Annotated in this window: 20 protein-coding genes; 4 read left to right on the forward strand and 16 right to left on the reverse strand. The window is 76.4% G+C overall.

All coding sequences use genetic code 11. The features are described 5' to 3' along the window. Position 1: 1 nt before the first annotated feature. From B9L22_RS06345 to B9L22_RS06370, 7 genes are all read right to left on the reverse strand, one after another. The gene (locus tag B9L22_RS06345) at positions 2 to 880 is read right to left on the reverse strand and encodes a TatD family hydrolase (RefSeq protein WP_086149733.1); all 879 of its coding nucleotides are present in this window, start codon (positions 878 to 880) and stop codon (positions 2 to 4) included. Next, positions 880 to 1,581 (reverse strand): EboA domain-containing protein, encoded by a 702-nt coding sequence (locus tag B9L22_RS20180; RefSeq protein WP_198947240.1) that lies wholly within the window; start codon positions 1,579 to 1,581, stop codon positions 880 to 882. The genes B9L22_RS06345 and B9L22_RS20180 overlap by 1 nt, the downstream gene beginning before the upstream one ends. Further along, complete coding sequence (locus B9L22_RS20185; RefSeq protein WP_198947241.1) at positions 1,578 to 2,492, reverse strand: sugar phosphate isomerase/epimerase; 915 nt, start codon at positions 2,490 to 2,492, stop codon at positions 1,578 to 1,580. The genes B9L22_RS20180 and B9L22_RS20185 overlap by 4 nt, the downstream gene beginning before the upstream one ends. Beyond that, a complete protein-coding gene (locus B9L22_RS06355; RefSeq protein ID WP_086149734.1) occupies positions 2,489 to 3,418 on the reverse strand; it encodes an SCO3242 family prenyltransferase in 930 nt (309 codons plus the stop codon). Before B9L22_RS06355 ends, B9L22_RS20185 begins: the two co-directional genes overlap by 4 nt. After that, a complete protein-coding gene (locus tag B9L22_RS06360; RefSeq protein WP_086150176.1) occupies positions 3,415 to 4,662 on the reverse strand; it encodes an inositol-3-phosphate synthase in 1,248 nt (415 codons plus the stop codon). The genes B9L22_RS06355 and B9L22_RS06360 overlap by 4 nt, the downstream gene beginning before the upstream one ends. A gap of 279 nt (positions 4,663 to 4,941) precedes the next feature. After that, positions 4,942 to 6,435 (reverse strand): hypothetical protein, encoded by a 1,494-nt coding sequence (locus B9L22_RS06365; RefSeq protein ID WP_086149735.1) that lies wholly within the window; start codon positions 6,433 to 6,435, stop codon positions 4,942 to 4,944. A 70-nt stretch (positions 6,436 to 6,505) separates the two neighbouring features. After that, positions 6,506 to 7,069, reverse strand: coding sequence for an RNA polymerase sigma factor (locus B9L22_RS06370; protein WP_051028536.1), 564 nt, complete (start codon positions 7,067 to 7,069; stop codon positions 6,506 to 6,508). A gap of 138 nt (positions 7,070 to 7,207) precedes the next feature. Between B9L22_RS06370 and B9L22_RS06375 the strand changes: the two genes are divergently transcribed. Together B9L22_RS06375 and B9L22_RS06380 are read left to right on the forward strand one after the other, a co-directional pair. Further along, the gene (locus tag B9L22_RS06375; protein WP_086149736.1) at positions 7,208 to 9,034 is read left to right on the forward strand and encodes a DUF4012 domain-containing protein; all 1,827 of its coding nucleotides are present in this window, start codon (positions 7,208 to 7,210) and stop codon (positions 9,032 to 9,034) included. A gap of 207 nt (positions 9,035 to 9,241) precedes the next feature. Then, complete coding sequence (locus B9L22_RS06380; RefSeq protein WP_086149737.1) at positions 9,242 to 9,922, forward strand: hypothetical protein; 681 nt, start codon at positions 9,242 to 9,244, stop codon at positions 9,920 to 9,922. A gap of 85 nt (positions 9,923 to 10,007) precedes the next feature. On the opposite strand, the gene B9L22_RS06385 is transcribed toward B9L22_RS06380, so the two are convergent. From B9L22_RS06385 to B9L22_RS06395, 3 genes are all read right to left on the reverse strand, one after another. Beyond that, the gene (locus B9L22_RS06385; RefSeq protein WP_086149738.1) at positions 10,008 to 10,601 is read right to left on the reverse strand and encodes a hypothetical protein; all 594 of its coding nucleotides are present in this window, start codon (positions 10,599 to 10,601) and stop codon (positions 10,008 to 10,010) included. A gap of 265 nt (positions 10,602 to 10,866) precedes the next feature. Further along, a complete protein-coding gene (locus B9L22_RS06390) occupies positions 10,867 to 12,774 on the reverse strand; it encodes a glycosyl hydrolase family 18 protein (RefSeq protein ID WP_143317223.1) in 1,908 nt (635 codons plus the stop codon). Positions 12,775 to 12,986: 212 nt separating this feature from the next. Further along, entirely contained in the window at positions 12,987 to 16,037 is a 3,051-nt protein-coding gene (locus B9L22_RS06395; protein ID WP_143317128.1) for a LuxR C-terminal-related transcriptional regulator, read from the reverse strand. A 505-nt stretch (positions 16,038 to 16,542) separates the two neighbouring features. On the opposite strand from B9L22_RS06395, the gene B9L22_RS19615 reads away from it, so the two are divergent. Both B9L22_RS19615 and B9L22_RS06400 read left to right on the forward strand, forming a co-directional pair. After that, positions 16,543 to 16,758, forward strand: coding sequence for a hypothetical protein (locus B9L22_RS19615; protein ID WP_143317130.1), 216 nt, complete (start codon positions 16,543 to 16,545; stop codon positions 16,756 to 16,758). Next, a complete protein-coding gene (locus B9L22_RS06400) occupies positions 16,758 to 17,783 on the forward strand; it encodes a CorA family divalent cation transporter (RefSeq protein WP_086149741.1) in 1,026 nt (341 codons plus the stop codon). Before B9L22_RS19615 ends, B9L22_RS06400 begins: the two co-directional genes overlap by 1 nt. A 49-nt stretch (positions 17,784 to 17,832) precedes the next feature. Here B9L22_RS06400 and B9L22_RS06405 read toward each other — a convergent pair whose 3' ends face one another. The 6 genes from B9L22_RS06405 to B9L22_RS06430 all read right to left on the reverse strand — a co-directional run bounded on the left by B9L22_RS06405 (position 17,833) and on the right by B9L22_RS06430 (position 22,353). Then, positions 17,833 to 19,473, reverse strand: a complete 1,641-nt coding sequence (locus B9L22_RS06405) for a glycosyl hydrolase family 18 protein (RefSeq protein ID WP_086149742.1) — start codon at positions 19,471 to 19,473, stop codon at positions 17,833 to 17,835. Between the two features lie 222 nt (positions 19,474 to 19,695). Beyond that, positions 19,696 to 20,136 carry a D-aminoacyl-tRNA deacylase gene (gene dtd / locus B9L22_RS06410; protein WP_086149743.1) on the reverse strand — a complete coding sequence of 147 codons (441 nt, stop codon included), beginning with the start codon at positions 20,134 to 20,136 and terminating at the stop codon, positions 19,696 to 19,698. Then, complete coding sequence (locus B9L22_RS06415) at positions 20,133 to 21,215, reverse strand: asparaginase (protein ID WP_086150177.1); 1,083 nt, start codon at positions 21,213 to 21,215, stop codon at positions 20,133 to 20,135. The genes dtd and B9L22_RS06415 overlap by 4 nt, the downstream gene beginning before the upstream one ends. 8 nt (positions 21,216 to 21,223) lie before the next feature. Next, a complete protein-coding gene (locus B9L22_RS06420) occupies positions 21,224 to 21,562 on the reverse strand; it encodes a DUF2516 family protein (RefSeq protein WP_308200541.1) in 339 nt (112 codons plus the stop codon). 10 nt (positions 21,563 to 21,572) lie between these two features. After that, positions 21,573 to 22,010 (reverse strand): type II toxin-antitoxin system VapC family toxin, encoded by a 438-nt coding sequence (locus B9L22_RS06425; protein WP_043660314.1) that lies wholly within the window; start codon positions 22,008 to 22,010, stop codon positions 21,573 to 21,575. Positions 22,011 to 22,020: 10 nt separating this feature from the next. Next, entirely contained in the window at positions 22,021 to 22,353 is a 333-nt protein-coding gene (locus B9L22_RS06430) for a type II toxin-antitoxin system prevent-host-death family antitoxin (RefSeq protein WP_061267982.1), read from the reverse strand. Positions 22,354 to 22,404: the final 51 nt, after the last annotated feature.

Genomic DNA, 22,404 nt, shown 5'->3' on the forward strand with positions numbered 1-22,404 from the left:
GCTACGCTCGCGCGCCGCGCAGCACGGAGGAGCCCTCGAACTCCACGCCCGGGGTGGGGAGGTCGCCCTCGACGAACCCGGGGACCGGGTCCAGCACGAGGTTGCCCGACTGCCCGTAGAACTCGACCGGGTTGCGCCACAGCACCCGGTCGACGTCGTCCTCGGTGAAGCCCGCGGCGAGCATCGCCTGCCCCGTCTTGAGCGTCTTCAGCGGGTCGGAGCGGCCCCAGTCGGCGGCGGAGTTCACGATCATCCGCTCGGTGCTGTGCTCCTGGAGGATCGCGACCATGCGGTCCTCGTCCATCTTCGTGTCCGGGTAGATCGAGAACCCGGCCCACGCGCCCGCGTCGAGCACGAGCGCGACGTTGGTCTCGTTGAGGTGGTCCACGAGCACGTGCTCGGGCGCGATCCCCGACTCGCGCACGACGTCCAGCGTGCGGCGCGTCCCCGACAGCTTGTCGCGGTGCGGCGTGTGCACGAGCACGGGCAGCGCCGCGTCGCGGGCCATCTGGAGCTGGCGCGAGAAGACCTCGTCCTCCTCGGGCGTCATCGAGTCGTACCCGACCTCGCCGACGGCGACGACGCCGTCCTTGAGCAGGTAGCGCGGGATCTCGTCGAGCACCTCGCGGCACCGCGCGTCGTTCGCCTCCTTGGGGTTGAGGGCGATCGTCGCGTGGTGGCGGATGCCGAACTGCGCGGCCCGGAACCGCTCCCAGCCCAGGAGCGCGTCGAAGTAGTCGAGGAACGACCCCACGTTCGTGCGCGGCTGGCCCAGCCAGAACGCCGGCTCGACGAGCGCGCGCACGCCCGCGGCGTACAGGGCCTCGTAGTCGTCGGTCGTGCGGCTGGTCATGTGGATGTGGGGGTCGAAGATGCGCATCAGGCGGTCCTCCCGGTGGTGACGTCAGGGGCGAGGCGGGCGACGTCGTCGGGCACGACGCGGCCCGCGGCGCGACGCTCGGCGGCGAAGTCGCGGGCCATGCGGGCGAGCTCGTCGTCCGCGCGGTCGTCGAGACCGGCGACGGCGTCGAGGCTCACGCCCATGAACACGAGCTTGAGCACGGCGTGGCGCCACGCGTGCGGGTCGAGGTGCGCGGCCGCGAACGGCCCGACGGCCGCCGCGACGAGGCTCTGGTCGTTCGTGCGGAGCGCGTCCGCGGCGAGGTCCCGGCCCACCGCGACGACCGACGGCGCGGCGTCCTCCGCGAGCGCACCGCGCTCCGTGAGGGCGTCGAGACCGCGCAGGACGCCCCGCCGCTCGGCGGTGTCGCCGTGCTGGTAGAGGTCCGCGAGCCGCGCCGCGAGGGCGGCCTCGCCGTCGGCCCCGCCACGACCCGCCCCCTCGGCGAGCGCGACCACGAGGTCGGCGCGGGCGGCGTCGTCGACCGTCCCGTGCACGACCCCCGCGGGGTCGGTGTCCGGGCGGACGGGCGCGCGGCCGACCTGGCGGCCCGCGAGCGCGAACGCGCGCGTCGCGGCCGCGGGGTCCTGCACGACGGCGGCGCGCGCCTCGGCGAGCCAGCGCTCGCCCGGGGCGGTCCCGTCCGCCGTGCGGGCGTCGGGGCGGGTGGTCTCGGTCATGGCACCTCCTGGGGGTGGTGGGGGCGGTCGTCCCACGCGCGGTGCAGCGCTGTCATGCTGCGGTGCGCGAGGCCGGGGGCGTCGTACGAGTGGCGGGGCAGCTCGACCGCCGCGACGCCCGCGTACCCGACGTCGGCGAGCGTGCCGAGCACGAGCGGGAGGTCGATCTCGCCCTCGCCGAACGGGCGGTGCTCGTGGTGGGTGCGCGGCATGTCGTCGAGCTGCACGTTCGCGAGATAGGGAGCGGCCGCGCGCAGCGCGCCCACCACGCCGTCGGGCTCGACGACGAGGCAGTGCCCGACGTCGACCGTGACCCCGAGGTCCGCGAGGTCGCCGCCGTCGCCGCCCAGCTCGTCGCGCAGCCGCAGCGCGTCGCCCACCGTCTCCACGAGCATCCCGGGCTCGGGCTCGAGCGAGAGCCGCACGCCGTGGTCGCGCGCGTGGTCGACGAGCGCGGGCAGGCGCTCGCGCAGGAGCGTCCAGCCCTCGGCGGGGGTCACGTCGTCGGGCAGGACCCCCGAGAAGAAGGACACGCACTCCGCGTCCAGGACGGCGGCGATCTCCACCGCGCGGCGCAGGAACCGCAGCCGCGCGTCGGCCTCGACGTCCACGAGCGTGGGGCGGTGCTTGCGGAACGGGTCCAGGAGGAAGCGCGTGCCCGTCTCGACGACGGCGCGCATCCCCGCACCGTCGCGCGCCGCGGCGAGCCGTGCGCGCAGCGCCGCGGCCTCGTCCTCCCAGCCGTCCGCGAAAGGGTCGAGGTGCGGGAAGCCGAGCGTGAGCGCGACGGCGCCGTACCCCTCGTGGGCGAGGACGTCGAGCGCGACGTCGAGCGGGTGGTCGGTGAAGCCGTTGGTGCCGTACCCGAGCGTGAAGGGCATCGCGCCCCCGGCGGTGCCGGGCGCGCTCACGTCTCGCTCATCTCGGCACGGCCCGGGGCCCGCCCCGCGCGGCGCAGCAGCCGGCCCGCGACCTCGACGCCCGCGAGCACCCCCACCGACGCCAGGCTCCCCCCGCGCGCGGACCACGCCGCCTGCAGCGGCAGCATCGCGCGGATCCCGGCCTTGGTCGCGGCGAACGCGTTCTGCGCGGACGGCGTGATCGCGGCGTCGACCTGCCGGGGCAGGCACGTCGCGAGGTAGGCGCCCGCGGCCACGACCCCGGCGACCGCCGTCGCGACGCGCGCCCGGCCGCTCGCGCCGCCGTCGGCCGGCCGTGCGCGGCGCACCGCGCCGGCGCCGACGACCGCCCCGCCCACCGCGGTGGCGGCGGCCACGCCCGCGGCGAGGGACGACGTCGTGCCGTGCACCTCGCCGCGCGACAGGTACGTGACGCCCGCGGTGTGCACGGCCATCCCCGCGGCGGTCGGCAGCGCGGCGCGCAGGTGCCCGACACCGGCCCCGAGCAGCACGTCGAGCCCGCGGCACGCGGCCATGACGAGCGGACCGGCCGCGCGCTCCTTGGCGACCGTGTCGTACGTCCACACGCTCGCGGCGAGCGGGACGGCGACGGCGAGCGCGCGCGCTCCCCCGCCCGCGGCGGCGAGACCGACGCCCGCGGCCGTGAGGCCGACGGCGACCTGGAGGGCGCGGCGCTCCGTCACACGGCCCGACGGGATCGGCCGCTCGGGCCGCTCAACCGCGTCGAGGTGCCGGTCCGCGTAGTCGTTGAGCGCCATGCCGCCCGCGTACAGGCACGCCGAGGCGAGGGGCAGGAGCGCGCGGCGCGGCGTGAGCGCGTGCCCGGCCGCCGCCGCGCCCGCGAGCGTGTCACCGACCACCGAGAGGACCGCGGGGGCGCGGACGAGGTCCAGGTGGTCGTGGAGGGAGCCCGTCACGACCGGTCGGCCGCGGCGGTCGCGTCGCCGCCCACCCGGGCGGTCGCCTCGCGGACCCAGTCGGACAGCGCGACGGTCTGCGCGGCGAAGTCGTGCATGCCGCTGCCCCAGGGGTCCTTGAAGAAGAACCCGAGCTCCGGGACGGGGCCCGCGTACCCGGCCGCGTCCGCGAGCGCGAGCAGGCGCGCCAGGTCGAGCACGAGCGGCGCAGCGAGCATCGAGTCGTACGCCGACCACGTGGTCTGCAGCGTGAGCCGCGAGCCGAGGAAGCCCTCGACGTGCACGTGGTCCCACGCGACCTTGATGTCCCCGAGGTCGGGCACGTTGTCGATGTGCAGCGGCGTGACGTCGCTGCCCGTAAGGTCCTGGAGCCCGCGCGACTTGGACACGAGCTTGCTCTGCACCGCCTGCGGGTCGGCGAGCGTGGCGCCGTCCCCGCCGCCGAGCAGGTTGGCCCCCGCCCACGACAGGACGCGCAGCCCGCGGGCCCCGAACGCGGGGGCGAGGATCGTGCGCAGCCACGTCTGGCCGGTCTTGCCGTCCTGGCCCGCGACGGGCACGCCGCGCTCCTCCGCGAGCTCGAGCAGCACCGGCAGGTGCATGCTCGCCGACGGCGTGAACTCGGCGAACGGGGCGCCCGCGAGCAGCGCGGCGTACGCGGTGACCGAGCTCGGCGGCAGCACCGCGCGCTCCGGGTCCGCGAGCGCCGCGCGCAGCAGGTCGCGGTCGGAGAGCTCGGGCGCGGGCTCGGGCAGCGGCTCGGTCGACACGAGGTCGACGACGACGACGCGCGCGAGGCCGTGGCGCTCGCGAAAGTCCACGATGTCCGCGGCGAGGCGCTCCGCGGCGGCCTGCTGGGACTCGCGCGCGGCGCCCTCGGCGGGGTGGGCCGAGTAGCCGGGACGCACCTCGGCGTCGGCCCGCTCGAGCGCGGCGTGCGCGGCGGTGAGCAGGCGCGGCGCGATCATCCCGGCCTCGACGAGCAGCTCGGCGCGCTTGACCATCGACACGTCGGAGATGTCGTGGCCGCCCACGACGAGGTCGCCGAACGCAGGCAGCGGGGCGGAGGCGAAGGGCTCGCCCGCGGTGACGCACCCGGTCGGCTCCGCGCGCCCGTCGGCGATCACCGCGAGGCCGAGGGCGGCGGTGGTGGCGACCGAGCCGCGGGCGCCGACGAGCCACAGCCCGGTGCGCGCGTCCGGGGCGGGGCGGTCCGACGATCCGTCAGGGGCGAAGTGGTGCATCGTTGCTCCCGTTCCGACGGCGGACGCCGCGGCGCCGCCGATCACGACGACGATGGCCTCCCTGCCACCGTCGGACCGCACACCCCGGGAGAGGGTCGCTCTGCTCGCTCTCCGACCCGGTGGCGCTCGGTCTGCTGCGACCCTAACCACACTTTTGTCGGTGGTCAATCAAAAGCGTGGCCACTTTCGCGACCTCGGATGCTTGCAACGTGCAAAAGCGCGCAGGCGAAGCCGACCTGGCGGTCGGTATCACGATACCGACCGCCGGGTCGTGCTCCGTCACCCGGCAGCGGGCGCGAAGTCGAGCTGGTCGTCCACCACGGCCACGACCGACCAGACGTTCCCGTCCGCGTCGGACAGCTCGTACGCGGGCAGCAGCACGGCCGCGCCGTCCGGCTGGTACTGCACCGCCAGGCCCAGGCGCGCGTCGGTGATCGTCACGTCCGTGACGGGCCAGGCGAACCGCGCCCCCTCCCCCACGGTGGGCGGGACCGTCGGGGCCTCGGGCTCGGACGCGGCCTCCGGGAGGGACTGCACGTCCTCGCGGGCCCACGCGATCATCCCGCCCCCGCCGAACCGCGGGTCGCCGAGCCGCTCGACCGCCTCGGCCGGGCTGACGACGTCGTACGCGCCGATCGCGACGCGCGGCGCGAGGCTCCCGTACAGCGACGCGAGCCCCGCACCCGAGTACGTCGCGCTCCACTGCGTCCCGGTGCGCTGCCCGTCGACCACCTCGGCCGCCGTCACCGTCGTCGCGCGCGGGACGCCCTGGTCCACGGGCTGCTCCTCCGCGGCGATCTCGTAGCCGTCGGCGTCGAGGCCGAGGGACCCCAGGACCTCGCGCAGCCGGTCGCCGGCCTCGGCGCCGCTCGGCGGGGCGCCGTGGTCGGCCTCCTCGCACGTGCCCGGCTCGGCGGACGGACTGACCGCGTCACCCTCCTCGGCGGGCATCGGCGTCACGACGACGCAGCCCCACGGGTCCTTGGCCGGGTCGTTGAAGCTCACGCTCGCGAGGCCGTCCGGCTGGAGCGAGACCGTGGGCCCCGTCCAGTCGGCCGAGCCGACCGCGTACGACCCGTACTCCTCGCGCACCTCGCCCGTGACCCCGAGGACGTCGGCGACGCGGCGCGCCGTCTCCTGCGAGAACACGCCCGCCGCGTCGTAGGCCCACGCGTCCGCGCGCGCACCGTCCGACGACAGCCCCTCGGCGTGGAAGACGGTGCGCCCGCCCCAGCCCCCGGGATAGGCCATGTCGGCGGTCGCGCGGGAGCTCGCGGCGAGGCCCTCCTCGGTGGCGGCACCGCCCGCGAAGGCGTCCGCCCCCGCCGGCGCGTCGGCCGACGCGGGCGCGTCCGCGCTGCTGAGCCGGATCGGCGCGAGCGCCGTGCTCTCCGCGGCGGAGTCGCCCGCCGCGGTCCCCCACTCGCCGGCGCCGAGCGCGTAGCCGCCCGTCCCGATGACGAGCGCGCCCACCACGGCCGCCGCCACCTGGAGCGGCGCCCGACGGCGCAGCCGGCGCGCGCGGCGCTCGGCGAGCTCGTCGACGAGCGCGGCCGTCGGGCCGTCCGCCCCGGCGAGGCCGGCCGCGGCCGGGAGCTCCGCGGGAGCGGCGCCCGGGCCGGTCGTCGCGGGGCGGGCGAACGCCTCGGGGACGCGGTCGCGCACCGCGGCCTCCAGGGCCGTGGCGTCCGGGGTCGCGTCCGCGGCCGGGTCGGCCGCGCGCAGGCGCTCCAGGTCCGCTTCGTCGGGCTGCTCGGGGGTTCGGGTGGTCATGTCGCCCTCCAGGTGCCGCAGGGGCCGTACCGCGCAGGTGCGGCCGGTCGGGTCTACCCGTGATGTGTCCTCAGGCGCCGGTCTCTTGCGCGAGCGCCGACTGCTCCGCCCACGCCGTGCGCAGGCGCGCGCGGGCCCGCGACAGCGCAGCGTCCGCGCCCCCGCGCGACGTGCCGAGGACGGCGGCCAGGTCCGCCCCGCCGAGCCCCTCCCACGCGTGCAGGAGCAGGATGCGCCGGTCGCGGTCGGACAGCGCGGAGAGCGCGCGGCGCACCTCGTCGTCCTGCACGACGACGTGCTCGACGTCGGCGCCGTCGTCCGGGCGCTCGGGCACCTCGGCCACGGGCAGGGCCCGTGCCTTGCGGCGGTGGTTGGCGAGGAGGAACCCCGCCGTGCGGTACAGCCAGGGCAGCTCGGCGCCGTCGGGCACGTCGTCGCGACGCCGCCACGCGGTCGCGAGGACCTCGGCCGTCAGGTCGTCGGCGTCGGGGGCGACGCCCCCGACGGCGCTCGGCAGGCGCCGGCGGAAGTAGCGGTACAGCGGTGTCGCGTGCGCGGCGAAGAGCGCGGCGAACCAGGCCTCGTCGTGGACGGCGGCCTCGGTGGTCTCGTCACTGCCCTCGTCGGTCGTCACGGCGGCTCCTCGTCGGCGGGGCGGGCTGTCAACCGCTCTGTGTCCCGGGACGCGCGTTCCTTGCACGCCCCGCGGTTCACCCGAACCTCACCCGCGACGGCCCCGATCCTGCCATCCCCGGCCCCTACGCTGAGAGGCATGACGACGACGGAGCGGGCCGCCCCGCCGCGCCACCCCCGCCGTCGGCGGAGCCGGGCGGCCTGGCTGGGCTGGGTTCTCATCCTGCTCGCGGTCGCGCTCGTCGTGTGCGCCGGGCTCCTCGCCCGGGACGCGCTCGCCGCGCGGGACGCCCTGACGCGCGCGCTGGACGAGGTCCCCGCCGCCGAGGAGGCGCTCCGGGACGGCGACGTCGCGGCCGCCGACGCCGCGCTCGAGCGGGTCCAGCCCCTCACCGCGTCCGCACGGGCGCACACCGACGGCCCCCTGTGGTCCCTGGCCGCGCACCTGCCGGTCTACGGGCAGGACGTGCGGGCCTTCTCCGTGGCCGCCGCGACGGCCGACGACCTCGCGGCCGTCGTGCTGCCGTCCCTCACGCAGACCCTCGGCAGCGTCGAGGGCGACGGGCTCGCGCTCACGGGCGACGGCGTCGACCTCGCACCGCTCGTCGCCGCGGCGCCGACCGTGGCGCGCGCCGCCGACGCGTTCGACGCGATCGACGCGCGCCTCGCCACCGTCGACCGCGACGCGCTGCACGCGGAGGTCGCCGGCCCCTACGCCGCGCTCGTCGCGCGCACCGACGACCTGCGCCCGGTGGTCCGCACCGCCGACCGGCTCACGGCGCTCGCGCCCGCGATGCTCGGCGCCGACGGCCCGCGCCGCTACCTCGTCCTCGCGCTGAACAACGCCGAGCTGCGCGCCGCCGGCGGGATCCCCGGCGCGCTCGCGGTGATCTCGGCGGACCAGGGCAGGGTGACGCTGGAGCAGCAGGCCTCGACGGTCGGCTTCCCGTCCTTCGACGAGCCGGTGCTGCCCCTCGACCCCGGGGTCGAGGAGCTCTTCACGGACCGCGTGGGCCGCTACCTCCAGGACACCCCGCTGACGCCGGACTTCCCCACGACCGCGGCGCTCGCGTCGACGATGTGGGAGCGCGCGCAGGGCGAGCAGGTCGACGGCGTGGTCGCGACCGACCCCGTCGCGCTCTCCTACCTGCTCGAGGCCACGGGCCCGGTGACCGTCGACGTCGACGGCGGCGCGGTCCACCTCGACGCGGGCAACGTCGTGCAGACCCTCCTCTCCGACGCGTACGCCGGCCTCGAGCCCGGCGAGCAGACGGACACGTTCTTCGCGGCGGTCGCGGCCCGGGTCCTGGAGGAGTTCCTCGCGGGCGGGGCCGACCCGGCCGTCGCGCGGGACGCGCTCGTGCGCGGCGCGGACGAGCACCGCGTGCTGCTGTGGTCGGCGCACGAGGCGGAGCAGGAGCGTCTCGCGGGCACGGTCGTGGCGGGCGACATCGACACCGCCGACCAGGCCGCGGGCTCGGTCGGCGTGTTCCTCAACGACGGCACCGGCGGCAAGATGGGCGTCTACCTCGGCAGCGACGTGCGGCTCGCGGGCAGCACGTGCACGGCCGCGGGCCGCGTGGACACGTTCGAGGTCGACCTCGCGTCGTCCGCCCCGGCCGACGCCGCGACGAGCCTGCCCTGGTACGTCACCGCCGGCGGCACGGCGGGCGTCGAGCCGGGCGTCACGCGCACGTTCGTCGTGCTCTACCCGCCGCGCGACGGGCAGGTGTCGGGCCTGCGCCGCGACGACGCCCCGCTCCCGGCGCAGCCCGGCGACGTCGCGGGCCGCGGCGCGCTCTCCGCGATGTTCGACCTCGCGCCCGGGCAGTCGACGACCCTGTCGTTCACGACGACGACGCCGCGGGACGCAGGGACCGCCGCCGCGACCTCGCTCGACGTGTGGAGCACGCCCACGACCACCCAGCCGGGCCTGCGCACGGTCGACGTCGCGCCCTGCGGCTGAGCCGCGGCGGGTCGCGTCACGGCGCGGTCACGATTCCGCGCACCGCCCTTTTTTCACCCTGGACAAGCGTCCAACTCGGGCGCCCGCCTCGCTAGCCTGGCAGGACGGAAACACCTCGCGCACGTGTGGCACCTGCACGTATCAGGGACCTCGGGGCACGGCTCCCTCTCCACGAACAGCCTTTCCCGCCCACGGACAGGAATCACCATGAAGACGTCGGGAGGACGCCGCGCCGGGAGCCGCGCGCTGGCCGTCACCGCTACAGCCGCGACGGCGGTGCTGCTCACCGCACCGGTCGCGGGAGCCGCCGAGGACGACACGTACGTGCCGGAGCCGACGATCGAGCTCACCACCCTGTCCCCCGTCTGCGACGGGGACGTCCCGTACCTCGAGTACGCCATCGCCGTCACCGGCACGGACAACGACACCGCGACCATCACGTGGCTCAACCCGGGCGGCGCGGACGTCGTCCAGTCCGGTCTCCCCCTGCAGGGCCGCGTCCTGTGGCCCGGCGCCGTCGTCGGGGCGGACGGCCGCGGCGCCGACTGGCCCGGCTGGAGCCTCGTCGACGGGCAGTGGGTCGAGGGCGACGAGTTCGACTGGGTGCGCCCCAGCGTCCAGGTGCTCTTCCAGGTCAACCCCGAGACGGTCGTCAGCGTGGACTACCCGCCGTCGTCGCCGAACTGCGCGACGAACCCGCCGGGACAGGGGAACCCCACGACGACCACGACGGCCTCCCAGGTCTCGCGCACCGTCGCGACCGGCTCGTCGTCCTCGTCGCTCGCGACGACGGGCGCGACCGTGGGCCTGTACGCCGCCGTCGCCGCGGGGCTCGCCGCCGTGGGCGCCGCGGTCGTGCTGCTGACGCGCCGCACGCGCAAGGGCTGACCCGGCCGCCGGCACGGCCGGGTGCACGACGACGGCCTCGCACCCTCCCGGGTGCGAGGCCGTCGTCGGTGCGGGCCGGGGTCCGTCAGGCGGACGCCCAGCCTCCCGCGGCGAGGCGCGACTCGAGCCCCTCGAACGCCCAGCGGTCGACGACGAGCACGGCACCGCCGGGGGCGTCGGGCACGTACCACTGGAGCTGCTCGACGGTCCGCACCTCGGCCCCGGCCTCGTCGACGCACGAGAGCGTCCAGCGCGCGAGCGTCGCGGGCGTGCCGGCGACCTCGACGTCCGACTCGGCGGGGTCGCCGACCGCGCGGGCCGCGAGCGCGTCCGTCCCGGGGCACGTGGCGCCGTCGGGCAGGAGCGCCGTCGCGGGGTCGACGCCGTCGAGCGCCGCACCGGTCAGCACCTCGAAGCTGGGGCACGCGGCGTCCTCGGGGCACCCGCCCGCCCGGACCTGCGTGACGCCGTCGGCCGGCTGGAGCACCGACCAGTAGTCGGCGCCGGGGAGCTGGAGGGGGCCGACGGGCACCTTGCCCGCGTCGGCGTGGTCGCCGTGCGAGCCGTGGTCCTCGGCCTGGGCGGGTCCCGACCCGCCGTCGACGGCCGCCCCGGCGTCGTCGGAGCCGCTCGTGCAGCCCGCGAGGAGCGCGGCGCCGAGCACGGCCGTCAGGGCCACGGGCAGGGCGGAGGGCGGGAGGGGACGGGAGGTGCGGGGTCGGGTCGTTCGGTGACGCACGGGCACGCTGACCGCCTTTCACGGTCGGAGGAGCCCCGCAACCCACTGGGGAGGGCTGCGGAGGTCCTCGTCGGCCCCTTCACGCTAACGAGCGCGAGGGCTGGTCGAGATGCGGGAGAACCACACGATGGCGGCCCGCGGGTACGGGATTCCCCGTACCCGCGGGCCGCCCCGGTGATGCCCCGTCAGGAGGGGCGGCAGGGCGTCAGCACGCGCCGAGGGCCTGCCACGGGCCGTACTGCTCCGCACCCGGGACGTTGTTCTGCGTCCACCACTTCGCGCGGTACGACTGGCCCTGGTAGGAGACCGTCGCACCCCCGGTGTAGGCGACCGTCGCGGACCACGCCGGCGCGGTGCACGTGCCCGGCGTCGTGGGCGGCGTGGTCGGGGGGTTCGTGGGCGGCGTCGTCGGCGGGGTCGTCGGGGTGGTCCCGCCGCACGCGCCCGTCGCCTCCCAGGGGCCGCCCGCGCTCGGCCGGTCGCCCTGGGTCCACCACTTCGCGCGGTAGTTCTTGCCCTCGAACGACGCCGTCGCCCCGCCCGTGTAGACCGTCGCGGCCGACCACGCGGCCACGCAGGCCGTCGGGTCCGTCGGCGGGGTGGTCGGGGGGTTCGTCGGCGGGTTGGTGGGCGGGTTGGTGGGCGGGTTCGTCGGGCCGCTCGTGCCGTCGACGGGACCGGCCGGCAGCGTGCGGACCTTGTCCGTGAAGCCGCCGAGCAGCGTGCCGTCGTGGTTGCCGGACAGGTCCCACCACATGGCGCCTCCCAGGTTCAGCCGGTCGATGTACTCGGCCTTGGCCGCCACCGACCGGGCGTTGTCGTAGCTCCACCACTGGTCGCCGTCGTACCGCCAGGCGGAGACGGTCGTCGGGTCGTAGTAGTCCTGGCCCCGCGTGCGGAGCTTGTCGTAGTCCTCGTTGCCCGCCTCCCACGTGCCGGGGGCCGCCCCGTTCGCGGCCGACCACGGCTGCGACGACGTGACGCCCTTCCAGCCGCGGCCGTACATGGCGAGGCCGAGGCCGAGCTGGCTCGGGGCGACGCCGGCGCGGAGGTACTCCTGGACGGCCTTGTCCGCGCTGAACTGGCGGCTCGCGGCCCGCGGGTCGGCCGGGTCGTCGTACAGGTTGCCCTGGTGGCCGGCCAGCGCCGGGTCCCAGGCGCCGTGGAGGTCGTAGCCCTGCACGTTGCCGTAGTCGAGCGACTGGAAGATGCGCGGGTCGTTCCAGCCACCGGCCGCGATGTCGGCCGGGTTGGCGGGCAGGAACGCCGAGAGCAGGTAGTGCTTGCCGGTCTGCGCGCCGTACGCGTCGAGCTGCTTGCGAAACTCGGCGAGCAGGAGCCGGAAGTTCTCGCGGTCGTTCACGGGGTCGACGGAGTTGCCGACCTCGCCGTTGTTCGAGCCCGGCCACTCCCAGTCGATGTCGATGCCGTCGAACACGCCGGCGGCCGCACCCGGCCCGCCGCGGCCGTCGATCACGGGCAGGTTGCCCTTGATGTAGAGGTCGATGCACGACGACACGAGCTTCTCGCGGGACGCCTGCGTCGCCGCCGCGCGGGAGAAGTTCTTCGACCAGGTCCAGCCGCCGATCGAGATGAGGGCGCGCAGCTGCGGGTTCTTCGCCTTGAGCTGCTTGAGCTGGTTGAACGAGCCCGCGAGCGGCTGGTCCCACGCGTCGGCGACGCCGCCGACGGAGTTCGCGGCCGTGTAGCCCATGCCGAAGTCGGCCCACGCGTCGCCCGCGCCGTCGGAGCCGTTGGGCCCGGTGCCCTGCGCCTTGTTCGCGATGAAGCACGTGAGGTTCTGGTGGTGGATGTTGCCGAACGAGTAGTTGATGTGGGTGAGGTCGGCGGCGGCGCCGGAGTCCTGCACCGTCTTCAGCGGGAAGGCGCGGCCGTACACGCCCCACTGGGTGAAGTAGCCGACGTTGCGGTAGCCGTTGACGTCGCTGTCGCCGGGGTTGCCGACCGCCGCCGTGGCGGTCGGCGCCGCCTGCGCCGGCGCGACGCCCGCGAGGAGGCCGCCGACGAGGGCGGCCGCCGTCGCGAGCGCCGCGAGGCGCGCGCCGCGCCGCCGGGCCGGGCGCGGTGGTCGGGTGGAGAGGGACACGTCCATGGGTCCTGCCTCGTGCTCGTGCGGGGAGCTGCGGCGGCTCCGTGCTCCGGGCCGCCCTGCCCTCAGGTCACCCCGAACGTAGCCACGCGGGGACCCGCGCGTGATCCGCGCTTCCCGCAGTGTTCGCGGCTCCTCCGCGCGGTCGGCGTAGGGGAAGACCCGTAGGACAAAAGGGGACATAAGACGACGAGAGACCCCGAATCGACCCCGCCTCAGCGGCCCACGCGGTGCGCCAGGACCGTGAGCTCGACGCGCGAGCGCACCCCGAGCTTGCGGAACACGCGCCCGAGGTGGACCTCCACGGTGCGGACCGACAGGTAGAGCTGGTCCGCCGCCTCCCGGTTCGAGGCCCCCTGGACCACGAGGAGCGCGACGTCGAGCTCGCGCTCCGTGAGCTCGTCCGCCCACCGTCCCCGCAGCTCCGCGAGCGCCTCGTCCGTCACGTCGCTCTCGCGCACCGCGAGCCGGCACGCGTCCGGCGGGGCGGGCCGCAGCGCAGCCTGCGCCTCGACGCCGGCGCGCGCGACCCCGAGGGCGGCGTGCATGCTCCCGGCCCGCGGGGCCGCGGGCCACGTGCCGCCCGGGACGACGGCCCCGCCGCCGAGGACGCCGGGCACCCCCGGCACGGCCGCGGTCAGGTCCTCGGGCACCGGGCCCCCGAGGAGGCGGACCACCTCGGCGTGCTCGTCGAGCGCGATCGTCGTCCAGGCGTCCGCGCCCGCGTCGTCGAACAGCTCGATCGCGGACAGGAACAGGCCGTGGGCGCGCTGCAGCTCGCCCGCGCGCACGAGGGCGCGCGCGGCGCACAGGTCCGTCCGCGCGTGCTCGTAGGGCGACGCGGTCGTGCGGTTCACGCGCGTGGCCCGCTCGAGCGGCGCCGTGAGGTCCTCGGGCGCGGCGAGCGAGACGTCGGCCCGCACAAGGGTCGCCGACCGCAGCGACGGCGGGAGCTCCTTGGCGTCGACCCGGCGCCGTGCGAGCGCGCGCTGCGCCGCGTCGTGCCGCCCGGCGACGACCCACGCCTCGACGTCGTCCAGCCCGGGCAGCGGCAGCATGCGTGCGCTGTCGGGACGCTCGCGCTCCGCGGCGAGCTCGAGCAGCGTCGCGGCCTGGGTCACGTGGTGGGCGAACGCGGCGCCCATGGCGCGGTCCACGAGCAGGCCGAGGCGCACGGGCCGCGACGTCGGGCTCGCGCACGTCTCCTCGAGCGCCGTCGCGACGGGCCCGACGACGCCCCGGGTCATCATGTCGAGGCGGCGCGCGGCGGCCACGCCCATCCCCGCGAACGGCAGGCCGAGCGGCAGCCGGAACGCGGCCTCCGCGAGCTCGTCCGCGGCGCGCGTGAGGGTGCCGCGCCACAGGTGCACGAGCGCCTGCGCGAGCCGGACGTGCGCCTCGGCGAGCGGCGTGAGGGCGGCGTCCGGGCCGTCGAACCACCGGCCGCCGTCGCGCACCGGGGCCAGGGAGGCGACGACGCTCGCGAGCGTCTGCGCGGCGTCGTCCAGCCGGTCGTCGGCGGCGAGCCCGAGCGCCCGGCTCACCTGGAGCGCGGCCTCGTGGTCCGGGCCCAGGTCGACGTCGGGCACGACGCCGCGCTCCCCCACCCCGAACACCGCGGCCCAGGAGCGGGCGAGCGCGAGACGGGCCGGGGTCGCGTCGTCCTCGCACCACGACGCGAGGAACGTCGCGGTGTCGAGGAGCTGGGAGGTGCTCACGCCGTCGCCCCGCTCGGCGTGCAGCCGCGCCGCCGTGAGCACGCCCGTCACGACTCCGGCGACGGCGTCCGGGGGGAGGCCGTCCGGCCGGCCCCCGCGCAGGTAGGGCGACAGGACGTCGTCGGGCACCTGGCCCTCGGCGAGCGTGAGCGCCGCGACGAGCGGGCCGAGCGTGCACGCGCGCAGCGCGTCGTCCCCGCTCCGCGAGGCCTTGCGCAGCCAGTCGGCGGCGTCCTGCACGTGGCCCGAGCGCAGGGCCGCGACCCCGGCGATCGCGAACGCCTCGGCGCGGTGCTCGGCACCCGCCTGGCTCGCCGCCTCGCGCGCGACCTCGTGCGCCCAGACGACGTCGCCGCGGTCGAGGTGCCGGCGCGCGATGCGCAGGAGGCCCGGGACGAGCGCCGGGTCGCCCACGAGGGTCGCGAGCGCCGAGTGCCACACCGCGACGTCCTCCTCCCCCGCCCGCCGGTGCGCCTCGGCGAGCGCGACGTGCGCCGCCGTGCGCTCGGCGAGGCGCGCGTCGGCGTGGACGAGCGAGCGCATGCGCGGGTCGACGAACGCGAAGCGGCCGCCCGCGAGGACGAGGTGCTCCGCGAGCGGGCCGTCGAGGACCTGCTCCATCGCGAGCCCCGTCGCGGACAGCACGAGCTCCGTGCGGTCGACGACGGCGACCGCCGCGACGAGCAGCGCCTGGCGCTCCGCCTCGCTGAGCGCGGCGAGCCGGCCGGCGAAGAGCGACCGGACGGCGGGGACGGCGGGCAGCGGGTCGGGCAGGATCGACCCGCCCGAGAGCTGCTCGGGGGTGAGGAGCGCCGCCGTCTGCGTGATGGCCGCGGCGTTGCCGCCGAGGAGGTGCGCGAGCCGCGCCGCGACGTGCGGGGCGACGGCGAGCCGCCGCTCGACGAGCAGGAGGTGGAGCGCGTCGGCCGGCGCGAGCGGCGGGACGGCGCGCAGCTCGAACGGGCCGGCGGACGGGTCGAGCGCGCCCGCGGGCGCCGTCCCCAGCAGGACGACGGGCGCGTGCCGCTGCGCCACGAGGCTCGCGAGGACCGACCGGCTCAGCTCGTCCTGGAGGTGCAGGTCGTCGGCGACGAGGACGACGGTCGCGCCGTCGAACGTCGCGACGAGGAGCTCGGCGAGCGCGACCGCCGCCACCTCGGGGAGGTAGCCGAAGCCCGGGTCGACCGGCTCGAGGACCCGCGTGAGCCGCTCGGGGACCACGCCGCCCGCGAGCTGCGACACCTGCGACACGACGGAGACGACGGCCGACCCGGGAGCGGGGACGCCCGCGGGCGGGCGACAGCGGAGCGTGACGGTCGGCTGCGCGAACTCGTGCGTCGCGACGGCCTCGCACACGAGCTCGAGCGTCGCGCTCGCGCCCATGCCGTGCTCGGCGGTCCACACGAGACCGCCCTTGCCCTCGCTCACGGCGGCGAGCGCGCGGTCGACCTCCTGCGCGCGGGACGAGAGCCGCTCGAGCCGTCGCGCGAACCGCGAGTCCGCGCGACGGACCGGCTCGGGAACCATGTAGTCCTGCTGTTCTGACATGTCGGGACCCTCCGTCCGGGGGCTTCGTCGCCCGTCGACCGGATGAAATGTTAACAACCCTCCGTAAACAAGGGATCACCTCATCGTTTCCCGCTCGTCACACGGCCGCCACCTGGGCCGACGCCCGCACCTCGACGGTTGCTGCCTGCTGCCCGGAGGGCTAGCCTGGCCTCGATCCCCGTCGCGGCCACGACCCTCGTGCGCCCCGACCCGGGTGCGGCGCCCCCGGCGCCGCCGCCACGAGAGCGAGGTGAGCCCCATGCCTGACGGCAGCAGTCATAGATCCGTGCACTGCGCGCTCACCCCCCGTGGCTCGCGACCCGACGCCTGAACCCGGCCGACGCAGGTCCCTGCGTCCCCGGCCGTCGTCCGTCCCGCGCGGGGAGGTCGCCAGTGCGCTCCGCGCGCGCCCCGCGCGCGCCGCCGGACCTCCCCCGCCGACGCACCCGCGCCGCCCACCCGTGGCCGCGCCCGTGCCGTCCGCCCGCCGGAAAGGACGACCACCATGACGCAGCGTTCCCCTGCGACCACGCCGACCACCACCCCTGCCACCCCGGTGCGGACCCGCCCCGCCCGGACGCCCCTGCGCGCCCCGCGCGAGGAGCGGCGCCGCACGCGCCGGCCGAACCTCGAACGGCAGTCGATCTCCTTCACCGTGGGGCTCTACCTGTTCATCTGCGCCGCGCTCCTCACCGCGCACTTCACGGCCGGCGGTGCGTGATGACGACGATGCTGCCCGAGACCCCGGGCCTCGCCCCCGGGGCGGAGACCCGCCTGCCCGCCCCGGCGCGCGGCGGGCTCGACCTGCACGCCCGCGCGCACGGCGACGGCTCGCCCCGGTTCGACCCGCGCGTCCTGCGCTCGCGCTGGGTGCAGGTCGCGGTCGGTGACCCGGACTCCGCGGCCCGCGCGGCCGAGCACGGCGTCGACTTCGCGGCCGCCGGAGGGCGCGTCTGGGAGACGGACGCGCACGTCTACCTGCCGGTGACGGCGACCCGGCGCGACGGCGACCGGGTGGTGGACGAGCGCATCGTGCTCGCCCTGTCCGCCGACGTCGTGGTGACGGCCCAGCCGCAGCGGCACTACGCCGTCTTCGACAAGGCGATCGCCCGCATGCGCCGCACGCCGTGGCTCATCGGCTCGTCGTACGGCGTCGCGTACGCGCTGCTCTACGCGCTCAACGAGGCGGCCGACCGCGTCGTGTCCTACGCGAGCGACCTGCTCGAGGACATGTCCGACGAGATCGACGAGGCCACGCGCGGAGTCGACTCGCGCGGCCGGGAGATCGGGGTGAGCGACATGCAGGACACGATCACGCGCATGAACCGCGCCGAGGAGATCGTGTCGCGCGCCCAGGAGTCCCAGCTCTCGCTCGCGCGCGCCGCGCGGCACCTGCGCAGCGAGATCGCGGACTCGGACCCCGTGCTCGCGGGGCTCGTCGAGACGCTCGTCGCGGACGTCGACGGCGTGAAGCAGCACGCCGGGTTCGAGCACGACAAGGTGCGCTACCTGCAGCAGGCGATCATGACGTCGCTCGACGTCAAGCAGGCGCAGATCGTCAAGGTCTTCACCATCATCACGGCGGTGTTCCTGCCCCCGACGCTCATCGCGTCGTTCTACGGCATGAACTTCACGCACATGCCCGAGCTCGACCGGCCGTACGGGTTCACGCTCACGGTCCTCGTGACGCTCGTCGCCGCCGTCATCCCGCTCGCGTACATCAAGCGCCGCGGCTGGCTGCGCTGAGCGACGGACGGTGCGGTGCGCGGCCGAGGCCGCGCACCGCACCGTCAGGTCAGGCGCAGGTGCCGACGACGCGCCAGGCCGGGTACCACTTCTCCGTGCCCGGGACGTTCGTGCGGACCCACCACGCGGCGCGGTAGTTCACGCCCTCGTGCGAGACGACGCGCCCCCCGACGTACGAGGTGCTGCGGTCCCAGCCCGGGAAGCACGAGCCGGGCGCGGTCGGGTCGACCGGACCGGCCGGGGCCGCGCGGTAGACGTCGGCCGCCGTGCCGACGAGCTCGTCCTCGTAGTCGCCCGCGAGGTCCCAGAACATCGAGCCGCCGAGGCCCTTCTCCGTGATCCACGACGCCTTGAACGCGACGGCGCGCGGCGTGTCGACGCTCCACCACTGGTCGCCGTCGTAGCGCCACGAGGCCCCGCTGACCTCGTCGAAGTACTCGATCCCGTGGTCGCGCAGCTCGAAGTACTGCTTGTTCCCGGCCTCGTAGGTGCCGGGGGCGACGCCCGCGGCGGGCTGCCAGGCGCCGTTCGAGTCGCCGGCCTCGACGCCGGACCAGCCGCGGCCGAACGCCGGGATGCCGAGCGTGAGCTGGGCGGGGTCGACGCCGCGCGACAGGTAGAGGTCGATGCCGTCCTCGAGCGAGATCGTGCCGGGCTGCGTGGTGTCGTGCAGGTTCGCCTGGTGCCCGGCGAGGTTCGGCGACCAGCCCCCGTGCAGGTCGTAGCCCTGCATGTTGCCGTAGTCGAGGTAGTCGAAGATCGTCGGGGCGTCCCAGCCGGCGTTCACCACGGTGGGGCTCACCGGGATGTAGGCGGAGAGCAGGTAGTCCTTGCCCTGCGCGGCGCCGCGCTCGTCGAGCTGCTTGCGGAACTCGGCGAGCAGGGCGGTGAAGTTCGCCTTGTCGTTGACCGGGTCGACGTGGTTCTCGGGGTGCTGCGACCAGTCGGGGGCCCCGGGCCACTCCCAGTCGACGTCGATGCCGTCGAACAGGCCCGCGGCCGCGCCGGGGCCGCCGCGGCCGTCGATCACGGGCAGGTTGCCGTCGATGTAGAGGTCGATGCACGACGCGACGAACTTCTCGCGGCTCTCGGGCGTCGCCGCGGCCTTCGAGAAGAACTTGGACCAGGTCCAGCCGCCGAGCGACATGAGGACCTTGGTGTCGGGGTGCTCCTCCTTGAGCTTGCGGAGCTGGTTGAAGTTCCCCGCGAGCGCCTGGCCCGGCGTGTCGGCGACCCCGTCCACCGAGTCCTCGGCGGAGACGGCCCGCACGAAGTCGGCCTGCGCGTCGCCGGCGCCGTCGTTGCCGCCCGGCTCGGGCGTGCCCGGGGCGTCCGCGAGGAAGCACGTGAGGTCGGTCGGGTGGATGTTGCCGAACGCGTAGTTCACGTGGGTGATCTGCTCGGCCTGGCCCGACTCGACGAAGTCGCGCACGGTGTAGCCGTAGTTCTCCGGGGCCCAGGACATGAAGTAGCCGACGTTGCGGTACCCGTTGAGGGCGGCGTCGCCGTTCGGGGAGTCGGGCGTCGGGGCGGTGGCCGCCGTCGTGGCGGTCAGGTGGGCGGTCGGCGCGGCGGCGGCGGTCGTCGCGGCGGCGACGGCCCCGCTCGCGGCGAGCGCGAGGGCGGTGAGGCCGGCGGCCGCGCGCGTGGCGCGGGCGCGGCGCGGGGCGGACGGGCGAGGACGGTGCATCGAGAGGACCTCTCGTCGACGAGGTCGGTCGCCGACCCGCGCGGACGCGCGGCGGTGCGGCCTCCTGCGGGGCCTGAGCGACCGGCTGACGTGAGCGACCGTAGCCGTGGGCGGGGCCCGCGGGGCTACGTGCTTCCCACACTCTTCGCGTCACGCGCGCCGCGCGGGATACGCGGTCCTCCGTACGCAGGCCCCGTACGGGACAGCCCGTACGACGACGCGTCAGGCCTCGAGGATCAGCGTGACCGGGCCGTCGTTGACGAGGTCGACCGCCATGTGCGCGCCGAACCGCCCGGTCGCGACCTCGACCCCGCGGGCGCGCAGCGCCTCGACGACCGCGTCGACGAGCGGCTCCGCGACGGGACCGGGCGCCGCGCCGTTCCACGACGGCCGACGGCCCTTGCGCGTGTCCGCGTAGAGCGTGAACTGGGAGACGACGAGCACGGGCGCGCCCTCGTCGAGCACGGACCGCTCCCCCGCGAGGATCCGCAGCTCGGCGATCTTGCGCGCGATCGTCTCCACCTGCGCGTCGCCGTCGTCGTGCGTGACGCCGACGAGCGCGAGCAGGCCCGGTCGGTCGATCGCGCCGACGACCTTCGCCGTCCCGTCCTCGGCCACGACGCGCACGCTCGCGCGCGTCACGCGCTGCACGACGGCCCTCACGGCCGTCCCCCGTCGACGTGCCGCGCGGCGGCGGACGAGAGGCCCTGCGAGGCGTCGTGCGCCGCGTCCGTCCCAGGCTCGTCGAGCACCGCGCGCACGGTGCCCACCGGCTGCCCGGCGCCGAGCACGGGCACGTCGCCGAGCGCGTCGAGCGCCGACGCGTCCGCGCCCGCGACGTCGAGCGCCCCGAGACGGCGCAGCGCCGCGGCGAGCACCGCCGGGCGGGGCCGGGATGCGCCGTCGAGCACCTTGAGGGCGAGGGCACGGCCGTCGGGCAGCCCGGCCCCGTACACCCCGTCGGCCCCGTCCTTGGCGACCAGGCCCGGGACGGCGCGCATCGCGAGGGTCGCGTCGCGTCCCGTGCCGCCCACCATCTCGGGGAACGCCGCCATGGCGCGCGCGACCTCCGCCTCGGCCGAACCCGGGTCGTGCTGCGGGGCCGCGGCGAGGCGCCCGAACGCGCGCGCGAGCCCGCGCACGGTCGTCGAGAAGAGCGGCGCCCCGCAGCCGTCGACCGTCACGTGCTCGACGGCGACGCCCGTCGCCTCCGCGACGGTCTCGCGCACCGCGACCTGCAGCGGATGGTCGTGCTCCAGGTACGTGCGCGGGTCCCAGCCCGCGACGACGCACGTCGCGAGCATCGCCGCGTGCTTGCCGGAGCAGTTCTGGGTGATCGACGACGGGCCGTTCCCCGCCTCCTGCCACGCGAGCGCGGCCGGCGGGTGCAGCGGGAGGTCCGGGGTGTTGCGCAGCGCGGACTCGTCGAGCCCGGCGCCCGCGAGGATCTCGCGCACCCCCGCGAGGTGCTCGGGCTCGCCGTTGTGGCTCGCGGCCGCGAGGGCCAGGAGGCGCGGCGGCAGGCGCAGGCCGTGCCGCAGCATCGCGACGGCCTGGAACGGCTTGACGCTCGAGCGCGGCCAGACGACCGTACCGGCGTCGCCGCGCTCGAGGAGCGTGCCGCCGTCGGGCTCCAGCAGCACGAGGTGCCCCGTGTGGACGGACTCCACGAGGTCGCCGCGCACGACCTCCGCCAGCGGGACGGCGGCGCGCGCGACCCCGGTGCGGACGCCGTCGGTCACCGCGGCGCTCACCAGCCGCCGGGCCGGCCGGACGACCCGTTGCCGCGCCCGTTCCCGTACGGCTGGAGGCGGGGACGCACGTCGACGAGGTACACGATCGCCGCGACGACCGCGATGATCCCGATGAAGCCGAGGTTGATCCCGCCGCCGAGCGGGATGGAGAGGAAGCCGAGCGCCGCGGCGACGCCGAGGATCGCGAGCCAGATCGGCTTGCTCAGCTTGCCCTCGGCCGTGAACGCGCTCGCGGGCCGCCGGATCGCGTCGACGAGCGCGAAGAGCTGCGTCCCGAACACGACCAGCGACAGGAGGAGGTAGACGATCCACTGCAGCGACCCGAAGATTCCCACGGGCACGAGCCTACGGTCTGGCGAGCGGCCACGGCACCACGCGCAGCCCGGCGGCGCGCGCCGCGGTCACGACGTGCGGGTCCCACGCGGCCACGACCGTGTCGTCGTGCGCGACGGCGAGCGCGCTCGCCACGTGCACCGCGTCGTTGCTGCGCAGCGACCCCGCGGCGACGAGCCGCGACGCGCGGTCGGTGACGGCACCGGACACCTCGACCACGTGCAGCGCGGGTCGCAGCGTGTCCCACGTGCCGAGCGCGCGGGCGTGCGCCGGGCCGTCGATGACCCCGCCACGGGCCCCCGCGGCGAGCGCGGCGCGGACCTCGACGTCGGCGAGACGGCTCGTGACGACGACGTCCGCACGGTTCCACAGGCGGCTCGCGAGCGCGGAGCCGGCCTCGGGGACGCACAGCTTCACGAGCGCGCTCGCGTCGAAGTAGACGAGGGCCACCGCGGGCCCCTCAGCGCCGGATCCGGCGCACGAGCGCCGCGACCCCGCCGCCGCGGGCGGCCCGGGCGCCGTCGGACGGGCGCGGGCCGTCGGGGCCCGCCGGACGTGCCCCGTCCGTCGCCGCGACGAGCGCCGGCGCGGGCACCGCGTGCACGGGGCGCTCCCCCGCGGGAGGCACCAGGACGCCGTCGCGCACGAGCTCGGTGACGAGGTCCGCCGTCGCGACGCCGGTCAGCCGGGCGACGGGGACGCCGCGCTCGGTGATGACGACCTCCTCACCGTCCCTGGCCCGCTCGATCCACGACTTGAGCTCGGCGCGCAGCGCGCTGACAGGGACCTCCATGCCCCGACCGTACCGGCCCGCGGTACCGCTGTGCAGGGGTCGGTCGTCCTG

This window comes from Cellulosimicrobium sp. KWT-B (assembly GCF_002127155.1).
Classification (GTDB): Bacteria; Actinomycetota; Actinomycetes; order Actinomycetales; family Cellulomonadaceae; genus Cellulosimicrobium; species Cellulosimicrobium funkei.

Excerpts from the sequence above, each read along its gene's own strand:
- B9L22_RS06360 (WP_086150176.1), bottom strand. The coding sequence starts at position 4,662 with ATGCACCACTTCGCCCCTGACGGATCGTCGGACCGCCCCGCCCCGGAC.
- B9L22_RS06365 (WP_086149735.1), bottom strand. The coding sequence starts at position 6,435 with ATGACCACCCGAACCCCCGAGCAGCCCGACGAAGCGGACCTGGAGCGC.
- B9L22_RS06395 (WP_143317128.1), bottom strand. The coding sequence starts at position 16,037 with ATGTCAGAACAGCAGGACTACATGGTTCCCGAGCCGGTCCGTCGCGCG.
- B9L22_RS06345 (WP_086149733.1), bottom strand. The coding sequence starts at position 880 with ATGCGCATCTTCGACCCCCACATCCACATGACCAGCCGCACGACCGAC.
- B9L22_RS20180 (WP_198947240.1), bottom strand. The coding sequence starts at position 1,581 with ATGACCGAGACCACCCGCCCCGACGCCCGCACGGCGGACGGGACCGCC.
- B9L22_RS06430 (WP_061267982.1), bottom strand. The coding sequence starts at position 22,353 with ATGGAGGTCCCTGTCAGCGCGCTGCGCGCCGAGCTCAAGTCGTGGATC.
- B9L22_RS06400 (WP_086149741.1), top strand. The coding sequence starts at position 16,758 with ATGACGACGATGCTGCCCGAGACCCCGGGCCTCGCCCCCGGGGCGGAG.
- B9L22_RS06390 (WP_143317223.1), bottom strand. The coding sequence starts at position 12,774 with ATGGACGTGTCCCTCTCCACCCGACCACCGCGCCCGGCCCGGCGGCGC.
- B9L22_RS06375 (WP_086149736.1), top strand. The coding sequence starts at position 7,208 with ATGACGACGACGGAGCGGGCCGCCCCGCCGCGCCACCCCCGCCGTCGG.
- B9L22_RS19615 (WP_143317130.1), top strand. The coding sequence starts at position 16,543 with ATGACGCAGCGTTCCCCTGCGACCACGCCGACCACCACCCCTGCCACC.
- B9L22_RS06380 (WP_086149737.1), top strand. The coding sequence starts at position 9,242 with ATGAAGACGTCGGGAGGACGCCGCGCCGGGAGCCGCGCGCTGGCCGTC.
- B9L22_RS06405 (WP_086149742.1), bottom strand. The coding sequence starts at position 19,473 with ATGCACCGTCCTCGCCCGTCCGCCCCGCGCCGCGCCCGCGCCACGCGC.